This window comes from Mesorhizobium sp. B283B1A (genome assembly GCF_020165735.1).
In the GTDB taxonomy this organism is placed as follows: Bacteria; Pseudomonadota; Alphaproteobacteria; order Rhizobiales; family Rhizobiaceae; genus Mesorhizobium; species Mesorhizobium opportunistum.
Window position 1 is genome coordinate 67,136 of sequence record NZ_JAIUIQ010000002.1, and the last position, 14,794, is coordinate 81,929.

Here is a 14,794-nt window from a genome sequence, read left to right on the forward strand (position 1 = left end):
CCGAGCGGTTGTCCTACCAGTCGCTACGCGACGAGTTCACAGAAAATGGAGACAAACCATGTTCATGAGAATCCTCGCAGCTTCGACGCTCACCATCGGCCTGGCCACATCGGCCATGGCGCAGAGCAATGGCACAAGCGGCACCGACGGAGCCGGTAGCGGCAGGTCGGTCACGGTCGATCCGAATACGCCAGCTTCGCCGAACACGGTCGACCCGTCGGTGACCAACAGCACGACTGGCACGCTGGATGATATGAATTCCAACGCGGATCGGAATTGCCCTGCCCATCCACAGGGCGCGCAGCCCGATGCCAACGGCATGTCGCCGGGCACCACAGCGCCGACGGTTAACGACAACCATTGCGGCAAGTAGGATGTGCAATGAGAAGAAGCCGCGGAGCGCTCGCTCCGCGGCTTCTCAAATCCTGTCGTATGGCTGAATCTATGGCACCGCTTTTTCTCGAACCGGCAGCTTCCAGCCTGGCCTGACGAAATGGCAGGTGTAGCCGTTGGGATATTTCTCCAGATAATCCTGATGCTCCGGCTCGGCCTCCCAGAAGGCACCAGCCGGCGCGACTTCGGTGACGACCTTGCCCGGCCACAGCCCAGAGGCATCCACGTCGGCGATGGTGTCCTGTGCGACGTTTTTTTGCTCGTCGCTGGTATAGTAGATCGCCGAACGGTAACTCATCCCGACATCGTTGCCCTGTCGGTTGCGTGTCGTCGGATCGTGGATCTGGAAAAAACGCTCCAACAGCGTCCGATAGCTAATCACGGCCGGATCGAAATTGATCTCGATCGCCTCGGCGTGCGTGCCATGATTGCGATAGGTGGCGTTTGGCACATCGCCGCCCGAATAGCCGACACGAGTCGAGACGACGCCGGGATAGCGCCGTATCAGATCCTGCATGCCCCAGAAACAGCCGCCGGCAAGCACTGCGCGTTCGGTCGAAGTCGCCATGTCACCTCTCCTCAAAAAGCAATTCACAGAAAACGGACCGCGGTTCCGTCTTGAATTGCACGACAACAAATTGGATTTCCCATAAATGGGCATTGTCGGCGACTTCGTCCAGTCGCCCGAACGCGGCGCCGGCAGTGCGTGCGGCCATGCACCGAAGAAATAGCACGACGCGGAACGGGATCGTGGACTTCAGCTGTGCGGTTGTCCAGTCGGGCTGTCGACAGCAACGGGCAGGCGCGTGCCGGGCGGGATGGCGGCAAAACTGATCGCCACCGGCGGCGCCTCTTGCGACCAGTTGAAAAGGACGGTCTTGACCTGAATGTTGTCCAGCCATGCGTGCAGCTGCGGTGGCACGCGACTGCCCGGCCAAACCATCAGCATGCCGTGGTCGTGCAACCGCTTCGGTGTGATCCAGGGTGCGAACCGCATATCGAGGTCGGTGAAAATCGACGGCTTGTCATAGGCATTGAGACCCGCCAGCATCGCCAGATTGGTGTCGCCGCCGACGATGTCGAGTCGGCCGGGCACAGCCGCGTGCCAGACCGCCTCGGCCTCGTCCGAGATCGGTCGTGCCGGCCAGCAAACGGCGTCCATGCGCCCGCGCACATTGCAGTCCGTCCAGCGGATGGCCGCATACGCGCCTGACATGCCGACGATGCAGATGAATGCGCAGATCGTCAGTTTTCGCATCTCTGTGGCGCCAAGCCGATGGCCCAAGAACGCGAGCGCGACGACGCCGACAAGATTGTACATCGGCGCGCCCCAGGCTTCGCCGGTGCCGGTAAACAGCGAGGCGACCATGACCAGCGCCGCGGGCCCAAGGCCCATCCACATGAGATAAACACGCGAGCCGCGCTCGACGGGCTCTTGCGGAGCCGGCGAGTGCCGCAGCAGCCCTGATATCGCCAGCACCAGCAAAAAGCCGGAGAGCCCGGCCATCTGGACACCGGCATAATAAAGGCGCGCTCGGTGTTCGGTCACCCATTCGTCACGACCGGCGAAATAGGTCAGCGGCAGGAAATCGATGCGGTAGAGTTCGACGGCCAACGGCATGGCGACGGCGAGAAAGACGGCAAGGCCAAGCCACGGCCAAGGTGTCTCCAGCCGGCTGCGCGCGCGCGCATCGGACAACAGCCACAGAGCGCCGAAGGCAAGCAGCAGGCCGGTGGAGAATTTGGCATAAAGCCCGACGCCCGAGACCAGCCCGAGCGCGAGCCACCAGCCCGGCCCGCCACCACGGCCCGCGCGCCAAAGCAGCCAGCAGATCGCCGCCCAGAACGGCATCTGCGCATAGTCATGATTGAATTGCGGGGTCGGCCAGCCAAAGAAATAGACCGACGGCATCAAAAGTACGGCAGCCAGCGCCCGGCTTTGGCCCAGCATGTCGCGGGCCAGCAGATAGACCAGGATGAAGGTCGCGGAGATGGTCAGCTGGGCGAGCAGATATTGCGGCCAGCGGAACGATCCGGTCAGAAGATGGCTGGTCTCGAGCAGCCAACCAGGGAGTTGCGGGTGCTTGTAGGTCAAAAGCACCCATTCGCGGCCCCACATGAAGCCCTCCACGACATCGCCGGGCGGCGCGGGATCGACGAGCGCTGGCACCACCGTCCAGCACAAGATCTGCGCCAGGCACAAAAGCGCCAGCAAATGCCAGGGTTGGCGAAGCAGGCCGGACCAGACAGATAACGAACTCAAACCCGGGGCAGGCAGCCCCGCCGGCACCCAGCGATCCAAGGAGTCATCGATCCCCACCATGCGGCGCTTAAACCACATCGTCCGGTTTGCCGAACAGCCCAAACACCAAAGCTTACAAAAATGTATACTTGCGTGCCATTGCGACACCAAGATTGAACTGGAATTTCAACGCTCTGCAGCCCCCGCCTTCTCAAGGCACATGGCCTGAAGGCCCTGCCTGAACATCCGGATTCCAGATGCGCCATCAACATGCCGTCATTCACTACCGTGCGCTCGACTTCTGGCTGGCGCGCGCAGCGGTTCTCGTCATCATCTGCCTGCAGCTTCTGGTCATCAACAATCTCTCATTCGGTCCGCGCTGGCTGGCGCCGGGACTGGAAGCGGCCCTGCTCGTGCCGTTGTCGGTGGCGACGGCATGGACACAGGTCGTCACCAGAAAAGCGGTCGAGGACCACGAATGGCATGCGATCGGCCAGTTTCGCGCCATGATCCGCCGAACCGCCCTGGCCATGACCGCTGTCATCAGCGTCATGAATTGCGGCTCGCTGGTCTTGCTGGTGCGTGCCTTGCTGGAGGGACATGCCGGCAGCAGCGGCACGACACTGCTGATCGACGCTCTCAACATCTGGGTGACAAACGTCATCGTCTTCGCCTTGTGGTTCTGGAGCACCGACCGCGGCGGCCCCCCGACCTGCGGCCTCGTCAAGCTTGCGCAGGCCGATTTCCTGTTTGCGCAGATGACGCTGAACGACCGTGAGCTTAGCCAATGGCTGCCGGGCTTCGTCGACTACTTCTTCCTCGCCTTCACCAATGCGACGGCGTTTTCGCCGACCGACACCTTGCCGCTCTCCCAGCGCGCCAAGCTGCTGATGATGGCGGAAGCCATGATTTCACTGCTGACGATCGCGCTGGTCGCGGCCCGCGCGGTCAACATTCTCGCCTAGGGTAAAAGCGCGAAATAGCCCGCTCCGGCGAACCGGAGCGGGCTATTTCGTCGTCTTCCATGGTCGCGATGCTGCGCTTGCTGAGCTTGTAGCTGTTGCCGCTCAATCCGCGCCGAGGTCGCGTTCGAAGATCACCTGGTCGCGCAGCGGAATGCCATTCACGAGCAAGCCTTCGGGATAGCCGCTCGACGGCCCGAACGCGTCCTGCACGATGCGGCACATCCGAAAACCCTGTCTCTGGTAAAACCGCAAATTGCCGATATCGGCCGTTGCGGTCGAGACGATCAGGCGTTGGCCGTTGCGCTCGCGGCAGCGGGTGATTGCCGCTGTGACAAGGGCCCGCCCCAATCCCTCGCTCTGCCTTGCCGGACGGACCGCAAGGCTCTTGAGTTCGAAGACACCGCCCTCGCCCGTCTCGATGATCTGCACATGGCCGACGATCCGGCCGCCCTCGCGAGCGACCATCACCTCGCCACGACCGATATAGCCGGAAATCTGCATGGGAGAATCGTCTGCCAGGGCAAACAGAGGCCGTAAAGCCTCGCGGTTTCCATCGTATCGTTCAATAAGCATTCACAAGTCCGGACTGGATCAACGCCACCGCAAGTTCGGCATTCCTGCGCTGGGATATAGCAGCGGCTGGCCATGAGCCACAAACGCAAAAAACCCGCCCGGCGCGAGCCGAGGCGGGCTTTGGCTTGATCGAGTTGTCAAATGCGAGATTCTAAACGCCCGGCAAAGTTACTCCTCCGGTGCCGGCTTGAACTTGCGCACGATCACCTCGAACAAGATATCCGACAGCCCGTCCAGTTGGTTGATGGAGACATCGAAATCCTTGGGCAGCACCGAAAGCACGATCTTCAGATATTGGTCCGGCTTGTCGGCCCGCACCTCGGCGATGACGCCGGCGCCATGGGCCCGGAAATCGGCGCGCACGGCGGTGAGAAAGTCGTCGCCCAGCGTCTTCTTCGCCCGCTTCGGGCGGGGCTTTTGGACAATCGCCGGGCTGGCGGCAGGTTTACGCCTTGCCGGCCTCGCCTTGCGCCGCGCCGGCACGGCATCGGCCTGGTCAGCCATCGGCTTGCCCCTCGGTGTTGGCGTCGCCGGAGGAAACCGCCGCCTTCGGCAGCGCTGGTCTGGCCCGCCTCGCCGGCTTTTTCGAGCGGGTGATTTTCTTCCTGGCCTTCCTGGCGCGCTTCGGCCTTGCGACCTCGGCAGGCTTCGCCGCCCGGGCCGGTTTTGCAACACCGGCCTGTGCCTTGAACCTCGCCATGGCAAGCCCGACAGCGCGGCCATCGACGCCAGCTTGCGGGAAACAAAAGCCGCCGGCCGCATCCCGCACCATGCCGACCAGCACGCCGGGCGCGACCTGCTCGACCCGGCCCAGCCGCGCCTGCGGCGCCGCGCCCTCGAATTCCCCGATGGCGCTGACAACCTCGCGGCCGTCGTCGCCGATGATGATGGTGGCGTAGCGTGGCATGGGATTTCTCGCAGACGTCGCGTTCTGTGGCGCCCCCCTCTGTCCTGCCGGACATCTCCCCCTCAAGGGGGGAGATTGGCAGCTTCGAGCGCCCGCTCCCTTGCGACGTCGAAAGGTCAGCGTGGCCGTGACTAGATCCGATCTCCCCCCTTGAGGGGGAGATGGCCGGCAGGCCAGAGGGGGGCACTGTCCCGCCAGCCCTCAAAATCGGCAACCAGAATCAAAAACCCGCCTCGGGGGCGGGTCGTTGGCGCAAATCAGCACCATGGACAAATATGTAGCATAGCTGCCCTCACCCGGTCAACGATTTTCTGAGAAAAAATTCCTATTTCGTTTTCCCCGGCAGCGTTGCCCTCGAGGCCCCTCGGGTCGCCCCCCCGTTGCCTAAAGAATCCATTGATGGGAAGCTGCGCATGAGGATGGAGGATGCGCCGTGAGCAACGTCACCACGCACTACGGCAGCGACGGCATAGTCGAGCGCATATTGGCCGCCATCCCCGATGCCAAAATCGACGCTCTCGATGCCAGGCAGCTCTATCCGTTCGACCAGCTTCACGGCCGCGAACTGATAGCCACGCAGGACCATGCCGCCCGCTTGGCGCCTTCATCTTCCGACCGCATCCTGGATATCGGCAGCGGCATCGGCGGTCCGGCGCGGTTCCTGGCCTCCACCTATGGCTGCGCCGTCGACGGCGTTGACCTGACCAGGGCTTTTGTCGACGCGTCCGCCCAACTGACCAAGCTCAGCGGACTAAGCGAGAAGGTCCGCTTCCACGAGGCGGATGCGACCGGACTGCCTTTCGCCGGCGATACGTTCGATGCGGCGATCTGTTTTTATGTCGGCATGAACATCGCCGACAAGCCCGCAGTCATCGGCCAGGCTTTTCGCGTGCTCAAGCCCGGAGGCAAGTTGATTTGGACCGAAGCGGTGCTTGCTGGCGGAGAGCCGTATTATCCCTTGCCCTGGGCGGTCTCACCGGCGACGAGCCACCTCGTCGATCGCAGTGCCCTGAAAACCCTGTTCGTGGACGCTGGATTCCGGATCGACGAAATCATCGACGAAACGGGCGAACACGTCGAACTGGCGCTCAAAAGGGCCAACTCCGGCATCTTGCCCTCGCCCGCCCAGCAGCAGGCCAATGAGATCGTGCTCGGCGCCGAATTCGTGCAGCGACGCAGGAACTACATTCGCAGCCTGAGTGAGGGCAAGCTCGCATCGCTGGCCGTGATCATCTCGAAGACTGGCTGACCGGAACCGATCCGCCAGAGGCCCCAGAAGGTCGTCGCAAGAATCAAAAACCCGCCTCGGCGGCGGGTCGTGGCGCAAATCAGCACCATGGCCAAATATGTAGCATGGCTGCCCTCAGCTGGTCAACGACTTTCTGAGAAAAAATTCCTATTCCGCACCCCTTCGGCCCGGCACCGAAGAGTGACCGGCATCGCTTGGGAGGCTAGAAAAACAAAAACCCGCCTAGCGGCGGGTCATCGGCGCAAATCAGCACCATAAGCAAATCATAGCATAACTGCCTTCACCCGACAACAGGATCGGCACCGCGCGGCCACCGAAGCCCGTCTTTGCCAGCCGGCTTTTCATCGGCCGGCACCTGTGAAATCATTAGGGGAAGCTCATGGAATGATTCGCGTCACGGCCTTTGTGGGAGAGGACGTTTGGACAGACCAGCCATGGCATCCGTCTTCAGGGTGCGACATGCTCCGGCAACGGTTTCCGGCGTGCGCAGCACCGGCCAGGGCCAGGCCGACCCTGTGATCCGGGTGCACTCGCTTGGCGAAGCGGTCCGCTTCGTCGCCAACGCTTTTGCCAATTACGACATCAGCGCCGTCGCCATCACCTGCGGCGATCCCTCGATCCCGCGCCTCGGCAGCCTGGAGGTCAAGGCGCTGTGGCGCGAATATGGCGAGCGCCTGACGCAGGAATAGACCCTACCCGCCGCCGACCCGCGCTTCGGATCGGAAATGCCGCTGGTGCGTTTCAACTTCGGTCAATGGAGGGAAAAAGCGCCATGAACGTCGCCAATCTGCAACTCGAGGGCCTGCTGATGGCCGTCGCATCGATCAACCACGTGCTGGTTCGAAAGGGCGTGCTGACATCGGAGGAGATCGACATCGCCTTGCGCAAGGCCGAGGCCGGCGAGACCGGTGAGGAACGGTCCGGCGGCATGTCGGCGTCGAGCCGCGACGCCGTCAACTTTCCAATCCGGCTGCTGGAACTCGCCAATCAATGCCAGCCGGAAGCTGACATGCCGTCCTTTTCGAAACTGGCCCGCATGGTCGGCCAGATGAAGGAGCCCTACAACGACCAGATGTGAGGCCACGACCAAAGCCGGGCCGGCTCACGCCCTGCCCGGCCATCCCAGGTTCAGCGCCAGCGCCGTGCCCGGCCCATGCACCGCCGCGAACAGCAGCCCGGCCACGAAGGAAAAATGGTCGACGAAGAAGCCGAACTCGGCCTGGTTGCCAGCCCAGTGGCTTGGCCCGTGGAAGGCGAAGGCCAGGAACAGGACATAGGCGGCGGCGACAAGGGCCGCCTGCGTGAAGAAGGCGCCGCTCAGGAAACACAGCACCAGCGCGACCTCCAGTATCGCCGCGCACCAGGCGAGGAAGAGCGGGAACGGAAAGCTGGCGGCGGCGATGTAGCCGGCCGTGGCTTCCATGCCCATGAATTTGAAGGTTACCGCCATCAGGAAGACGGCGGCGAAGATCAGGCGGGCGACGAGAAGGGCCGCTGTCTGCCAGGACGATTGGGTGATTTGCGAGGGCATGGATTGGTCTCCAGTTTCATTCGCCCCAAAGGACGCGCCGCCTGGCGCCGATCCGACATGGCATGTGAAGTTTTTTCCAAAGCCTGCCATCGGATGTCGCAAAACCCCGCATAAACCGATTTCGGCCCATCGCTGCCAACACGCTCCAAGCCGCGAAACTTGTTCGTAACCATGATCGTGCTAATATTAAGCTGGGGCTAATGCACTGGTGTCCAGTGCAGCGATTTCGGGTGGGTTCAAAGTGGGCGTGGGTATCAAATTAGGGGCAAAATCTTATCTGGTCCGGTCACCGGTTCTGGAGTGTATTGGCTGCGGCGGCACCGGGCAGGTGTTCCAATGCCCCCGCTGGACGAGTTCAAACGGCCTTTGCTGCCCGGCCGGCACGCACCAGCGCGGCTGTCCTGGCGCCAGCACGGGTTGCGCCGAATGCGGCGACGCCGGCAGCCACGACGCCGGACCGGTCCGCCCCTCGACCTGAACCGGCGGCTTGCGCTCCGCGCCGGGCGGGCCTTGTGCACGCGTCCGCCGCATGTCATGGAACCAGCAGCGCCGATCGCTGTTATGTCTGACTGCGGCATCGCTTGCCGAACCACGGTGGTTCGATGTCCGCGCGACCATGCGGCTGACAGAAAGTGAGGCCCGGCATGCCCGACGATAAATCCAAGACCAAGCAGGACCGCAAGCTGGTTTCCAGCGAAGACACCTATGAGGTTGCCGCTTTCGCGCGCAAATACGGGATCCCGCAGAGCGAGGCCCAGACCATCATCAAGCGTTATGGCCCATCGAGGAAGAAGCTCGACAACCACATGGCCGCGCGCGGATAGGCCTCGGCGGTACGGTGAACTGCCAGACTGACGAGGCCAGGCAGGCGGGCGAAGCCGGACTGGCGAGAACGGAGGCTGCAACCATGTCCGACACCATACGCAGGACCGGCAGCTGCCTGTGCGGCGGCGTGCATTTCGTCGTCAGCGGCCAGCCGTCACGGATTGGCCTTTGCCATTGCAAGGACTGCCGCAAGGCGGGCGGCTCGGTCTATTCGGCCTTTGCCATCTGGCCGCGCGCGGCCTTCGAGACATCGGGCGTCGTCGCCACTTACGGCACCCGCAGTTTCTGCCCGACCTGTGGCAGCCGGGTCGCGTGGGTCACCGACGACGAGGCCGAGGTGATGCTCGGCAGCCTGGATGTCGCGCCGACCGACCTCGCGCCCGAATATGAATTGTGGATCGGCCGGCGCGAAACCTGGCTGCATGCCTTGCCTGGCACCGAGCAGTTCGAACATGACAGGCCGCAGGCGCAGGACGCCGATCTGCCGCCGCCGAGGCCTCTGTCGGACGCCATCCCGCGCAATTGAAACGCGATTGAAAATTGATCTATCGGGCTTGGAACCCTCCCTTGTCGGCGACGTTATCCGGCGCCCCTTTCGTGGCGGCATGCACCAGTCACGGAGACGACCGTTGAACGACAAGATCTTTCCCCGACCGGTCCACCTCAAATTTGCCCCCGAGCGGGTGCGCGTGGTGCGCAGCGCCTGGGAGGGCCTCGAATGCCTCGGCGACTGGCCGTTCGGCCGCGGCCGGCGATACCGGGCGGCATTGCGCAGCTGTCGAGATGCCCTGGATGGCTGGGCGTCGCCTGCAAAGGCAATGCGGGCGATGATCGACGCCGCACGCGAAGCGCATATCCTCCAATAGCCCCCAACATCGCGAACCGATTCAGGTGCGCGCTTTAGATCTTTTGTTTTTATGCGTTCTATCAAAACCAAAGCCACTTTTGGGCGACAGGCATCGGCCTGTTTGTACGGCAAAGCCGTGATTACCGGGCCTGCGGATCGCCATTCACAATCGGGTGGGAAGCCTCGAACCCTAAGCTCTTCGGCGCCATCAGCATCAGGGCGATGACAATGGCGATCGAGGCGATAATCATGGCGGTGCTGGCGACATCTTTCACAACCGTCTCCTAAAATTAGCAGTTGCGAAAGAAACGTTTCGCCAACAGTCGAGTTCCGCCGCGCCACCTGAATACCGGCTTTGCCGCGTCACTTTGCCGGCGGTTGGGCCGGTACCTCGCCCGGCTTGATTACCGGCGTCTTGCCCTCGTCCGGAGCCGGAGCGGCCATGCCCTGGTCGCCGGTTGCTGGCGGCTTCAGCACCCCGCCGCAGTCGTCAAGCTTCTCTGTCAAATTGCCGTTTCCGGCCTGCTGCTTGGCGCCCGGATCCGTCTGGGCCCGGCATTTGTCGGTCTGCTGGGCAGGGTCCTGCTGCTGATTTGTCTGTGCTGCCGCCGGCACGGCCAGCATCAGGGCACATGATGCGATGACGAGAGATTTCATCTCGGTCTCCTTCTCTTCGGGCCGCCTGCCGCGGCCTTCCCTTCGCAAGGACAACGCCTTTCAGCGAAAAAGGTTGGCTGCCAAAAGAGCTGGCATGGCCCCGCAACCAAATCAGGCTTCCGCCGTTGCGCGTGGCGGAGGCACCGCCATGTTCGATGATTTTCAAAGCACGAAGGTCGAGGTCGGCGAAGCCAGCCTGTTTGTCCGGCATGCCGGCAGTGGCCCGGCGGTTTTGCTCCTGCACGGCTTTCCGCAAACACAATTGATGTGGCGCGACGTGGCGCCAGGGCTGACCGACCGCTTCACCGTCGTCTGCGCTGATCTGCGTGGCTACGGCGCCAGTTCCTGCCCCGTCTCGGACGCGGACCACGCCCCCTATGCCAAGCGCGCCATGGCCGCCGACATGGTGGCAATGATGGCGAAGCTCGGATTTGCCAGCTTCATGGTCGCCGGCCATGATCGCGGCGGACGCGTCGCCTACCGCATGGCGCTCGATCATCCCGACAGCGTCGACAAGCTGACCGTGCTTGACATCGTCCCCACGGCCGACGCCTGGGACCGGGCCGACGCCCGGCTGGCGCTCGGCTATTGGCCCTGGTCCCTGCTGGCGCAGCCCGAGCCTTTGCCGGAAAAGATCCTCGCGGCAGCCGCCGAAGCGATCGTCGACAATGCGCTGGGCGGCTGGGGCTCCTCACCTGCGGTATTTTCCGCGGATGTTCGCCAGGCCTATGTCGATGCCTTGCGCGACCCCGCCCATAGCCACGCGATCTGCGAGGAATACCGGGCAGCAGCCACGCTCGACCGCAAGCATGATCACGCCGACAAGGCTGCGGGCCGAACGATCCGTTGTCCTGTGCTGGCGTTGTGGAGCGAACAAGGGGCACTCGCCGAGTGGTATTCCGATGAAGGCGGCCCGCTGGCTCTTTGGCGGAGCTGGGCCGACGACGTGCGTGGCCAGGCAATGCCCGGCGGCCACTTCTTTCCCGAAGAGGCACCGGCGCAAACCGCGCAGGCATTGGCAGCCTTCTTCGGCTGATGGGATCCAGGCTTCCTAGCATCCGCACCCCTTGGCGGGGGCGCTGCCCGTCCGAGTCGCCTGCTTGCCCGCCTTGTCCTGCTTGCCCCCCTTGTCATGCTTGCCCCCTTGTCATGCTTGCCTCCTTGTCATGCTTGAAAGCATGTTTGACCCTCAGCGAGGTTTTCCGTCATCGTCGGTGGGCCGCTCGGCAGCCTGATCGGTCCTTTGCGGGCAATCGTCATAGCGGTGGTCGCGGCCGCCGCAGAAGGAACAGCACATGGCTTCGCGGCGCTCGTTTCCGGGCCACCATTGCGGCGTCTCGTAAGGCTTCCTGTCTTGCATTCCCAGCAATGCGCGACGCATCATTTGGTTGCGCAAGCCTGCGCCACGCCTCAAAGAAGAAACTGTCGCGGAACCGCCGGACGGGATAGTGGTTTTGTGGGAACATGCATGCCTGCCGGATGAAGACGCCAAATCGCGTCAAACAAAGAGAAGTCCTCATGTCTGTTCGTATCGTGTTGATGGCTGTGGCGACGCTGCTCGCGACGACCGCTCTCGCCGATGCCCGCCCCGACAGCCGCCGCATGAGCTGCGACGAGATCCGCGCCATGATCCAGAGCCATCGCGCCGTGGTTCTGACCACCGGCCCGAACACCTATGACCGCTATGTCAGGCAGTTCGGCAACGAGTGCGACTGGCCGGAAGTGCCGATGTCGGCCTATATCCCGTCCCGCGACGGTCACTGCCCGGTCTATCGCTGCGAAGATCCGCCAGACGATATCCCGAATTGACGGCCCACCGTACCGGCGTCATAACGGTCCGACTTCTCCCGCTTCGTCTAATGGTAGGACAGCGCCCTTTGAAGGCGTGAATCGTGGTTCGAGCCCATGAGCGGGAACCAGCCCTTCAGCCAGGCAGCGTCATGTTTTCAAACCGTCCCTCCTGAAACCATTCGATCGACCCTGCGTTGACGCCATGGCCAGACACTAGGAGACATCCCATGACCGTCAACTGCCGCATATCCATCGACAACAGGCCGGACGCCACGGACGTCGTTTTCCAAGCCGTGCCGCGGATCGGGGAGAGCGTTTCCCTGTCGGTTGACGGAAGCGCACAGGATCTGCGGGTCTCGCGCGTCGTGCATGTGCCGGATGGCACGTTGGAAGGCGCCGCGATCATCGTCGAGGTGACGACCAATATCCTCTAGCCCAACATGATCGGCTCGCTGGCGATGGCGCCCCGCGGCCTCACGCGACAGTGATCGGCCGCGATGAAACCTCACGCCGCCGCCGGGCGTTTAGCGGCTGGAGAATTGTCGAGGTTTCAATGCAGACTGCGTGGTTTTCCAAGCCCGTGGTGGTTTCGGTCGGCGTCACCGGCGCCACCCGCAACTTGTCCAACACCCAGCAGGCCATCGAATTGCTGACGACACATTGGCGCGACGCCGGCAGCCTGAAACATCAGTCGGCGCTGCGCGCCTGTCGCCGGGCTGCGAGCGGCGACATGTCTTCCGATGTCGCCAGGGAGGCGTTTGTCGAGGCCGCGCGCGAGGCGCATATCCTGGTCGAATAAGCAGGCTGGCAAGCAGTGCCTAAGTTCCGAAGCCCGTATTGTTGTTGGCCTCGGTACCGGCCTGCGGCACGATGATCGATGCCAGCGGCGCGGATAACCTCCAGCTGAGATGCCCGGGCGACCGCTCCAGAGTGGCGGAGCCGCCCAGCGACTGCGGTGCAACGCGCTGCAGGACGACCGTCCCGAACCCCTTGCGGGTCGTCTCCTCGCGCCTGTCGTCGGCATAGGGCGGCGATGTCTCGTTCCATAGCAGCTGGAATTCTCGCTCGCCCAAGGCATCGGGGCCTGACGCGCCGGAATCTATCGTCCAAGTGATCTCGATCCGGCCAGCCTCGCTGGCCAGTGCGCCATATTTGGACGAGTTCGTGCCAAGCTCGTGGAACGCCATGCCGAGATTCTGGACCGCGTTCGACTGCAGCGTCAGAACCGGTCCGGAGAGCAGAATCTGCTCCTCGCGGCCGAAGGGCTTGAGATGTTCCTGGATCAGGTCGAACAGGCTCGCTCCCGCCCATTCCGAGATGACGAGCAGATCGTGCGAACGTGACAGCGCCATGATGCGGGCGCGGATCATCTCTTCGAACTCGTGCGGATCGCTCGAGCGCTTGCTGGTCTCCCGGACCATCGACAGGATGACCGCGAACTGGTTCTTGACGCGATGGTTGACCTCCCGCATCAGCAGCCTGATGCGGCGCTCGCTCTCCTTGGCAGTGGAAATATCGCGGGCGATCTTCGAAGCGCCGATGATCTCGCCGTGGCTGTTCCTGATTGGCGACACCGTCAGCGACACGGCAATCAGCGTGCCGTCCTTCCGCCTTCGCGTCGTCTCATAGCTTGCCACCCGGTCGCCGCTGCGAACCTTGGTGATGATCTCGGTCTCCTCGCTCTTGAGGTGATCGGGAATGAGCATGAGGATAGATTGGCCGATAGCCTCCTCGGCGCTGTAACCGAACATGCGTTCCGCCGCCTGGTTCCAGCTTTGGATGACGCTGCTCAGATCCTTGCTGATAATGGCGTCGAACGAGGAATCGACGATTGCCGCGAGGCGCGCATCGGCGCTTGCCCCCTGTTTATCACCGCCTAGGACGTCGATCATCACCGCTCGCAATGCAGTTTCCCCCCATCAGATAAGGCGCAAGCGGACCAAGGCAATCGCCGGTGCGAGGATTACGGCACCGACTTTCACTCGGCTTGTTCAGGTGATCCCTTGCCGTCTCCGTTGGGTTTGATCACCCCGAACTCCTGCGATTTGGCCCCAAGTTCCGCCGTCAGGAAGCCATCCGAGGCAAGACCGCGGCGCAACAGTTCCCGCACCGCGGCCGAGCGGCTGGGCATGCGCTTGTCGAAACGCCAGTTTTCCAGCGCCGCGAGTTCATCATGGGTGAGCATGATCTGCAGTCGTTCCGGACGTTCCAGTTCAGCCATGTCCGCCTCCTTGCGCAGGACCAAAATGCGCTGAGTTAGTATCTACCTCATTTGTCTCATAGTTAGGAATAGCTTCATAGCACGTCAAGTGCCGCCAAAGAGTGGAGTCCCTAAATGTCGTGCCTCCCGCATGATGACAACGATACATAGGTAGAGCGCTTGTATAGCTATGCTAACTGACTGATTTCAATGCGATTTTTGAACATTTCTGCTTGCCCCGCGCCGGCATTCGGCGCATAGTGGGGTCTTGACGGAAACCACATCCCCTTGGGAGGTTTCGATGCGGTATGACTATTCCACCTGGTTGCGCGATGACGTCAGTTCGCTGGTCCGCACCGCAGTTAAAACGGCAGGCATCGTCAACGTCACTCTGGTGGCGGAAAGGATCAGGGTCAGGAACCTGACCGAGAATGTCGCCCTTGAGGACGTCGAATATTTGGTGCTGCAGGCAGCCCTGCTGCTCGGCGCGGCACTCGAATTCGACACATTGAGCAATTGGCCGGCTTTATCGGAAAGCGGCGTTCTTGATGGCGAAGAGCCTGCGATCAGCACACCCGCATTTTCGCAACTGGCCTCGATGCAATAACGTCGCC

23 protein-coding genes and 1 tRNA gene are annotated in these 14,794 nt (G+C 62.6%); 14 read left to right on the top strand and 10 right to left on the bottom strand.

Annotated elements, in window-relative coordinates; genetic code table 11:
• The first annotated feature begins 58 nt into the window (after positions 1-58).
• Positions 59-373, top strand: coding sequence for a hypothetical protein (locus LB577_RS01640; RefSeq protein WP_224685282.1), 315 nt, complete (start codon positions 59-61; stop codon positions 371-373).
• A 69-nt stretch (positions 374-442) separates the two neighbouring features.
• On the opposite strand, the gene msrA is transcribed toward LB577_RS01640, so the two are convergent.
• Positions 443-961, bottom strand: coding sequence for a peptide-methionine (S)-S-oxide reductase MsrA (msrA, locus tag LB577_RS01645; RefSeq protein WP_224685283.1), 519 nt, complete (start codon positions 959-961; stop codon positions 443-445).
• Between the two features lie 189 nt (positions 962-1,150).
• Positions 1,151-2,695 (bottom strand): glycosyltransferase family 39 protein, encoded by a 1,545-nt coding sequence (locus LB577_RS01650; RefSeq protein ID WP_224685284.1) that lies wholly within the window; start codon positions 2,693-2,695, stop codon positions 1,151-1,153.
• Between the two features lie 197 nt (positions 2,696-2,892).
• On the opposite strand from LB577_RS01650, the gene LB577_RS01655 reads away from it, so the two are divergent.
• Positions 2,893-3,600, top strand: a complete 708-nt coding sequence (locus tag LB577_RS01655; protein WP_224685285.1) for a hypothetical protein — start codon at positions 2,893-2,895, stop codon at positions 3,598-3,600.
• Between the two features lie 102 nt (positions 3,601-3,702).
• On the opposite strand, the gene LB577_RS01660 is transcribed toward LB577_RS01655, so the two are convergent.
• From LB577_RS01660 to LB577_RS01670, 3 genes are all read right to left on the bottom strand, one after another.
• A complete protein-coding gene (locus LB577_RS01660) occupies positions 3,703-4,101 on the bottom strand; it encodes a GNAT family N-acetyltransferase (protein WP_224685286.1) in 399 nt (132 codons plus the stop codon).
• A 240-nt stretch (positions 4,102-4,341) separates the two neighbouring features.
• On the bottom strand, positions 4,342-4,677 hold the full coding sequence (locus LB577_RS01665; RefSeq protein ID WP_224685287.1) for a hypothetical protein: 336 nt from the start codon (positions 4,675-4,677) through the stop codon (positions 4,342-4,344).
• Entirely contained in the window at positions 4,670-5,080 is a 411-nt protein-coding gene (locus LB577_RS01670; protein WP_224685288.1) for a hypothetical protein, read from the bottom strand. Before LB577_RS01670 ends, LB577_RS01665 begins: the two co-directional genes overlap by 8 nt.
• Before the next feature lie 484 nt (positions 5,081-5,564).
• On the opposite strand from LB577_RS01670, the gene LB577_RS01675 reads away from it, so the two are divergent.
• From LB577_RS01675 to LB577_RS01685, 3 genes are all read left to right on the top strand, one after another.
• Positions 5,565-6,329 (top strand): class I SAM-dependent methyltransferase, encoded by a 765-nt coding sequence (locus LB577_RS01675; protein ID WP_224685289.1) that lies wholly within the window; start codon positions 5,565-5,567, stop codon positions 6,327-6,329.
• A gap of 434 nt (positions 6,330-6,763) precedes the next feature.
• On the top strand, positions 6,764-7,018 hold the full coding sequence (locus LB577_RS01680) for a hypothetical protein (protein ID WP_224685290.1): 255 nt from the start codon (positions 6,764-6,766) through the stop codon (positions 7,016-7,018).
• 83 nt (positions 7,019-7,101) lie between these two features.
• A complete protein-coding gene (locus LB577_RS01685) occupies positions 7,102-7,407 on the top strand; it encodes a hypothetical protein (RefSeq protein ID WP_013894492.1) in 306 nt (101 codons plus the stop codon).
• A gap of 24 nt (positions 7,408-7,431) precedes the next feature.
• Here the strand turns inward: LB577_RS01685 and LB577_RS01690 are convergent, their stop codons facing one another.
• Positions 7,432-7,860, bottom strand: coding sequence for a DoxX family protein (locus LB577_RS01690; RefSeq protein ID WP_224685291.1), 429 nt, complete (start codon positions 7,858-7,860; stop codon positions 7,432-7,434).
• Between the two features lie 644 nt (positions 7,861-8,504).
• Here LB577_RS01690 and LB577_RS01695 point away from each other — a divergent pair.
• The 3 genes from LB577_RS01695 (at position 8,505) to LB577_RS01705 (ending at position 9,551) form a co-directional block, all read left to right on the top strand.
• Positions 8,505-8,684: a DUF3606 domain-containing protein gene (locus tag LB577_RS01695; protein ID WP_013894490.1), complete on the top strand. Its 180-nt coding sequence runs from the start codon at positions 8,505-8,507 to the stop codon at positions 8,682-8,684.
• A gap of 83 nt (positions 8,685-8,767) precedes the next feature.
• Positions 8,768-9,211: a GFA family protein gene (locus LB577_RS01700; protein ID WP_224685292.1), complete on the top strand. Its 444-nt coding sequence runs from the start codon at positions 8,768-8,770 to the stop codon at positions 9,209-9,211.
• Between the two features lie 103 nt (positions 9,212-9,314).
• Positions 9,315-9,551, top strand: coding sequence for a DUF982 domain-containing protein (locus LB577_RS01705; protein ID WP_224685293.1), 237 nt, complete (start codon positions 9,315-9,317; stop codon positions 9,549-9,551).
• Between the two features lie 121 nt (positions 9,552-9,672).
• Here LB577_RS01705 and LB577_RS33055 read toward each other — a convergent pair whose 3' ends face one another.
• Together LB577_RS33055 and LB577_RS01710 are read right to left on the bottom strand one after the other, a co-directional pair.
• Complete coding sequence (locus LB577_RS33055) at positions 9,673-9,807, bottom strand: hypothetical protein (RefSeq protein ID WP_263495810.1); 135 nt, start codon at positions 9,805-9,807, stop codon at positions 9,673-9,675.
• Positions 9,808-9,895: 88 nt separating this feature from the next.
• The gene (locus tag LB577_RS01710) at positions 9,896-10,189 is read right to left on the bottom strand and encodes a hypothetical protein (RefSeq protein ID WP_023768192.1); all 294 of its coding nucleotides are present in this window, start codon (positions 10,187-10,189) and stop codon (positions 9,896-9,898) included.
• Between the two features lie 148 nt (positions 10,190-10,337).
• Here LB577_RS01710 and LB577_RS01715 point away from each other — a divergent pair, with 148 nt between their 5' ends.
• The 5 genes from LB577_RS01715 (at position 10,338) to LB577_RS01735 (ending at position 12,779) form a co-directional block, all read left to right on the top strand.
• Complete coding sequence (locus LB577_RS01715; RefSeq protein ID WP_224685294.1) at positions 10,338-11,225, top strand: alpha/beta fold hydrolase; 888 nt, start codon at positions 10,338-10,340, stop codon at positions 11,223-11,225.
• A gap of 482 nt (positions 11,226-11,707) precedes the next feature.
• A complete protein-coding gene (locus LB577_RS01720; protein ID WP_224685295.1) occupies positions 11,708-11,998 on the top strand; it encodes a hypothetical protein in 291 nt (96 codons plus the stop codon).
• A 36-nt stretch (positions 11,999-12,034) separates the two neighbouring features.
• A tRNA-Gln gene (locus tag LB577_RS01725) sits at positions 12,035-12,108 on the top strand.
• A gap of 99 nt (positions 12,109-12,207) precedes the next feature.
• Positions 12,208-12,414, top strand: a complete 207-nt coding sequence (locus tag LB577_RS01730) for a hypothetical protein (RefSeq protein ID WP_013894483.1) — start codon at positions 12,208-12,210, stop codon at positions 12,412-12,414.
• Positions 12,415-12,533: 119 nt separating this feature from the next.
• Positions 12,534-12,779 carry a DUF982 domain-containing protein gene (locus LB577_RS01735; protein WP_140576255.1) on the top strand — a complete coding sequence of 82 codons (246 nt, stop codon included), beginning with the start codon at positions 12,534-12,536 and terminating at the stop codon, positions 12,777-12,779.
• 19 nt (positions 12,780-12,798) lie between these two features.
• On the opposite strand, the gene LB577_RS01740 is transcribed toward LB577_RS01735, so the two are convergent.
• Together LB577_RS01740 and LB577_RS01745 are read right to left on the bottom strand one after the other, a co-directional pair.
• Positions 12,799-13,872, bottom strand: coding sequence for a sensor histidine kinase (locus LB577_RS01740; RefSeq protein WP_224685296.1), 1,074 nt, complete (start codon positions 13,870-13,872; stop codon positions 12,799-12,801).
• Between the two features lie 86 nt (positions 13,873-13,958).
• Entirely contained in the window at positions 13,959-14,201 is a 243-nt protein-coding gene (locus LB577_RS01745) for a hypothetical protein (RefSeq protein WP_023768197.1), read from the bottom strand.
• 247 nt (positions 14,202-14,448) lie between these two features.
• Here LB577_RS01745 and LB577_RS01750 point away from each other — a divergent pair, with 247 nt between their 5' ends.
• Entirely contained in the window at positions 14,449-14,787 is a 339-nt protein-coding gene (locus tag LB577_RS01750) for a hypothetical protein (RefSeq protein ID WP_224685297.1), read from the top strand.
• Positions 14,788-14,794 lie beyond the last annotated feature (7 nt).

Coding starts and splice junctions, on each gene's coding strand:
- LB577_RS01640 (WP_224685282.1), top strand. CDS start 59: ATGTTCATGAGAATCCTCGCAGCTTCGACGCTCACCATCGGCCTGGCC.
- msrA (WP_224685283.1), bottom strand. CDS start 961: ATGGCGACTTCGACCGAACGCGCAGTGCTTGCCGGCGGCTGTTTCTGG.
- LB577_RS01655 (WP_224685285.1), top strand. CDS start 2,893: ATGCGCCATCAACATGCCGTCATTCACTACCGTGCGCTCGACTTCTGG.
- LB577_RS01660 (WP_224685286.1), bottom strand. CDS start 4,101: ATGCAGATTTCCGGCTATATCGGTCGTGGCGAGGTGATGGTCGCTCGC.
- LB577_RS01665 (WP_224685287.1), bottom strand. CDS start 4,677: ATGGCTGACCAGGCCGATGCCGTGCCGGCGCGGCGCAAGGCGAGGCCG.
- LB577_RS01670 (WP_224685288.1), bottom strand. CDS start 5,080: ATGCCACGCTACGCCACCATCATCATCGGCGACGACGGCCGCGAGGTT.
- LB577_RS01680 (WP_224685290.1), top strand. CDS start 6,764: ATGGCATCCGTCTTCAGGGTGCGACATGCTCCGGCAACGGTTTCCGGC.
- LB577_RS01685 (WP_013894492.1), top strand. CDS start 7,102: ATGAACGTCGCCAATCTGCAACTCGAGGGCCTGCTGATGGCCGTCGCA.
- LB577_RS01690 (WP_224685291.1), bottom strand. CDS start 7,860: ATGCCCTCGCAAATCACCCAATCGTCCTGGCAGACAGCGGCCCTTCTC.
- LB577_RS01695 (WP_013894490.1), top strand. CDS start 8,505: ATGCCCGACGATAAATCCAAGACCAAGCAGGACCGCAAGCTGGTTTCC.
- LB577_RS01700 (WP_224685292.1), top strand. CDS start 8,768: ATGTCCGACACCATACGCAGGACCGGCAGCTGCCTGTGCGGCGGCGTG.
- LB577_RS01710 (WP_023768192.1), bottom strand. CDS start 10,189: ATGAAATCTCTCGTCATCGCATCATGTGCCCTGATGCTGGCCGTGCCG.
- LB577_RS01715 (WP_224685294.1), top strand. CDS start 10,338: ATGTTCGATGATTTTCAAAGCACGAAGGTCGAGGTCGGCGAAGCCAGC.
- LB577_RS01720 (WP_224685295.1), top strand. CDS start 11,708: ATGTCTGTTCGTATCGTGTTGATGGCTGTGGCGACGCTGCTCGCGACG.
- LB577_RS01730 (WP_013894483.1), top strand. CDS start 12,208: ATGACCGTCAACTGCCGCATATCCATCGACAACAGGCCGGACGCCACG.
- LB577_RS01735 (WP_140576255.1), top strand. CDS start 12,534: ATGCAGACTGCGTGGTTTTCCAAGCCCGTGGTGGTTTCGGTCGGCGTC.
- LB577_RS01740 (WP_224685296.1), bottom strand. CDS start 13,872: ATGATCGACGTCCTAGGCGGTGATAAACAGGGGGCAAGCGCCGATGCG.
- LB577_RS01745 (WP_023768197.1), bottom strand. CDS start 14,201: ATGGCTGAACTGGAACGTCCGGAACGACTGCAGATCATGCTCACCCAT.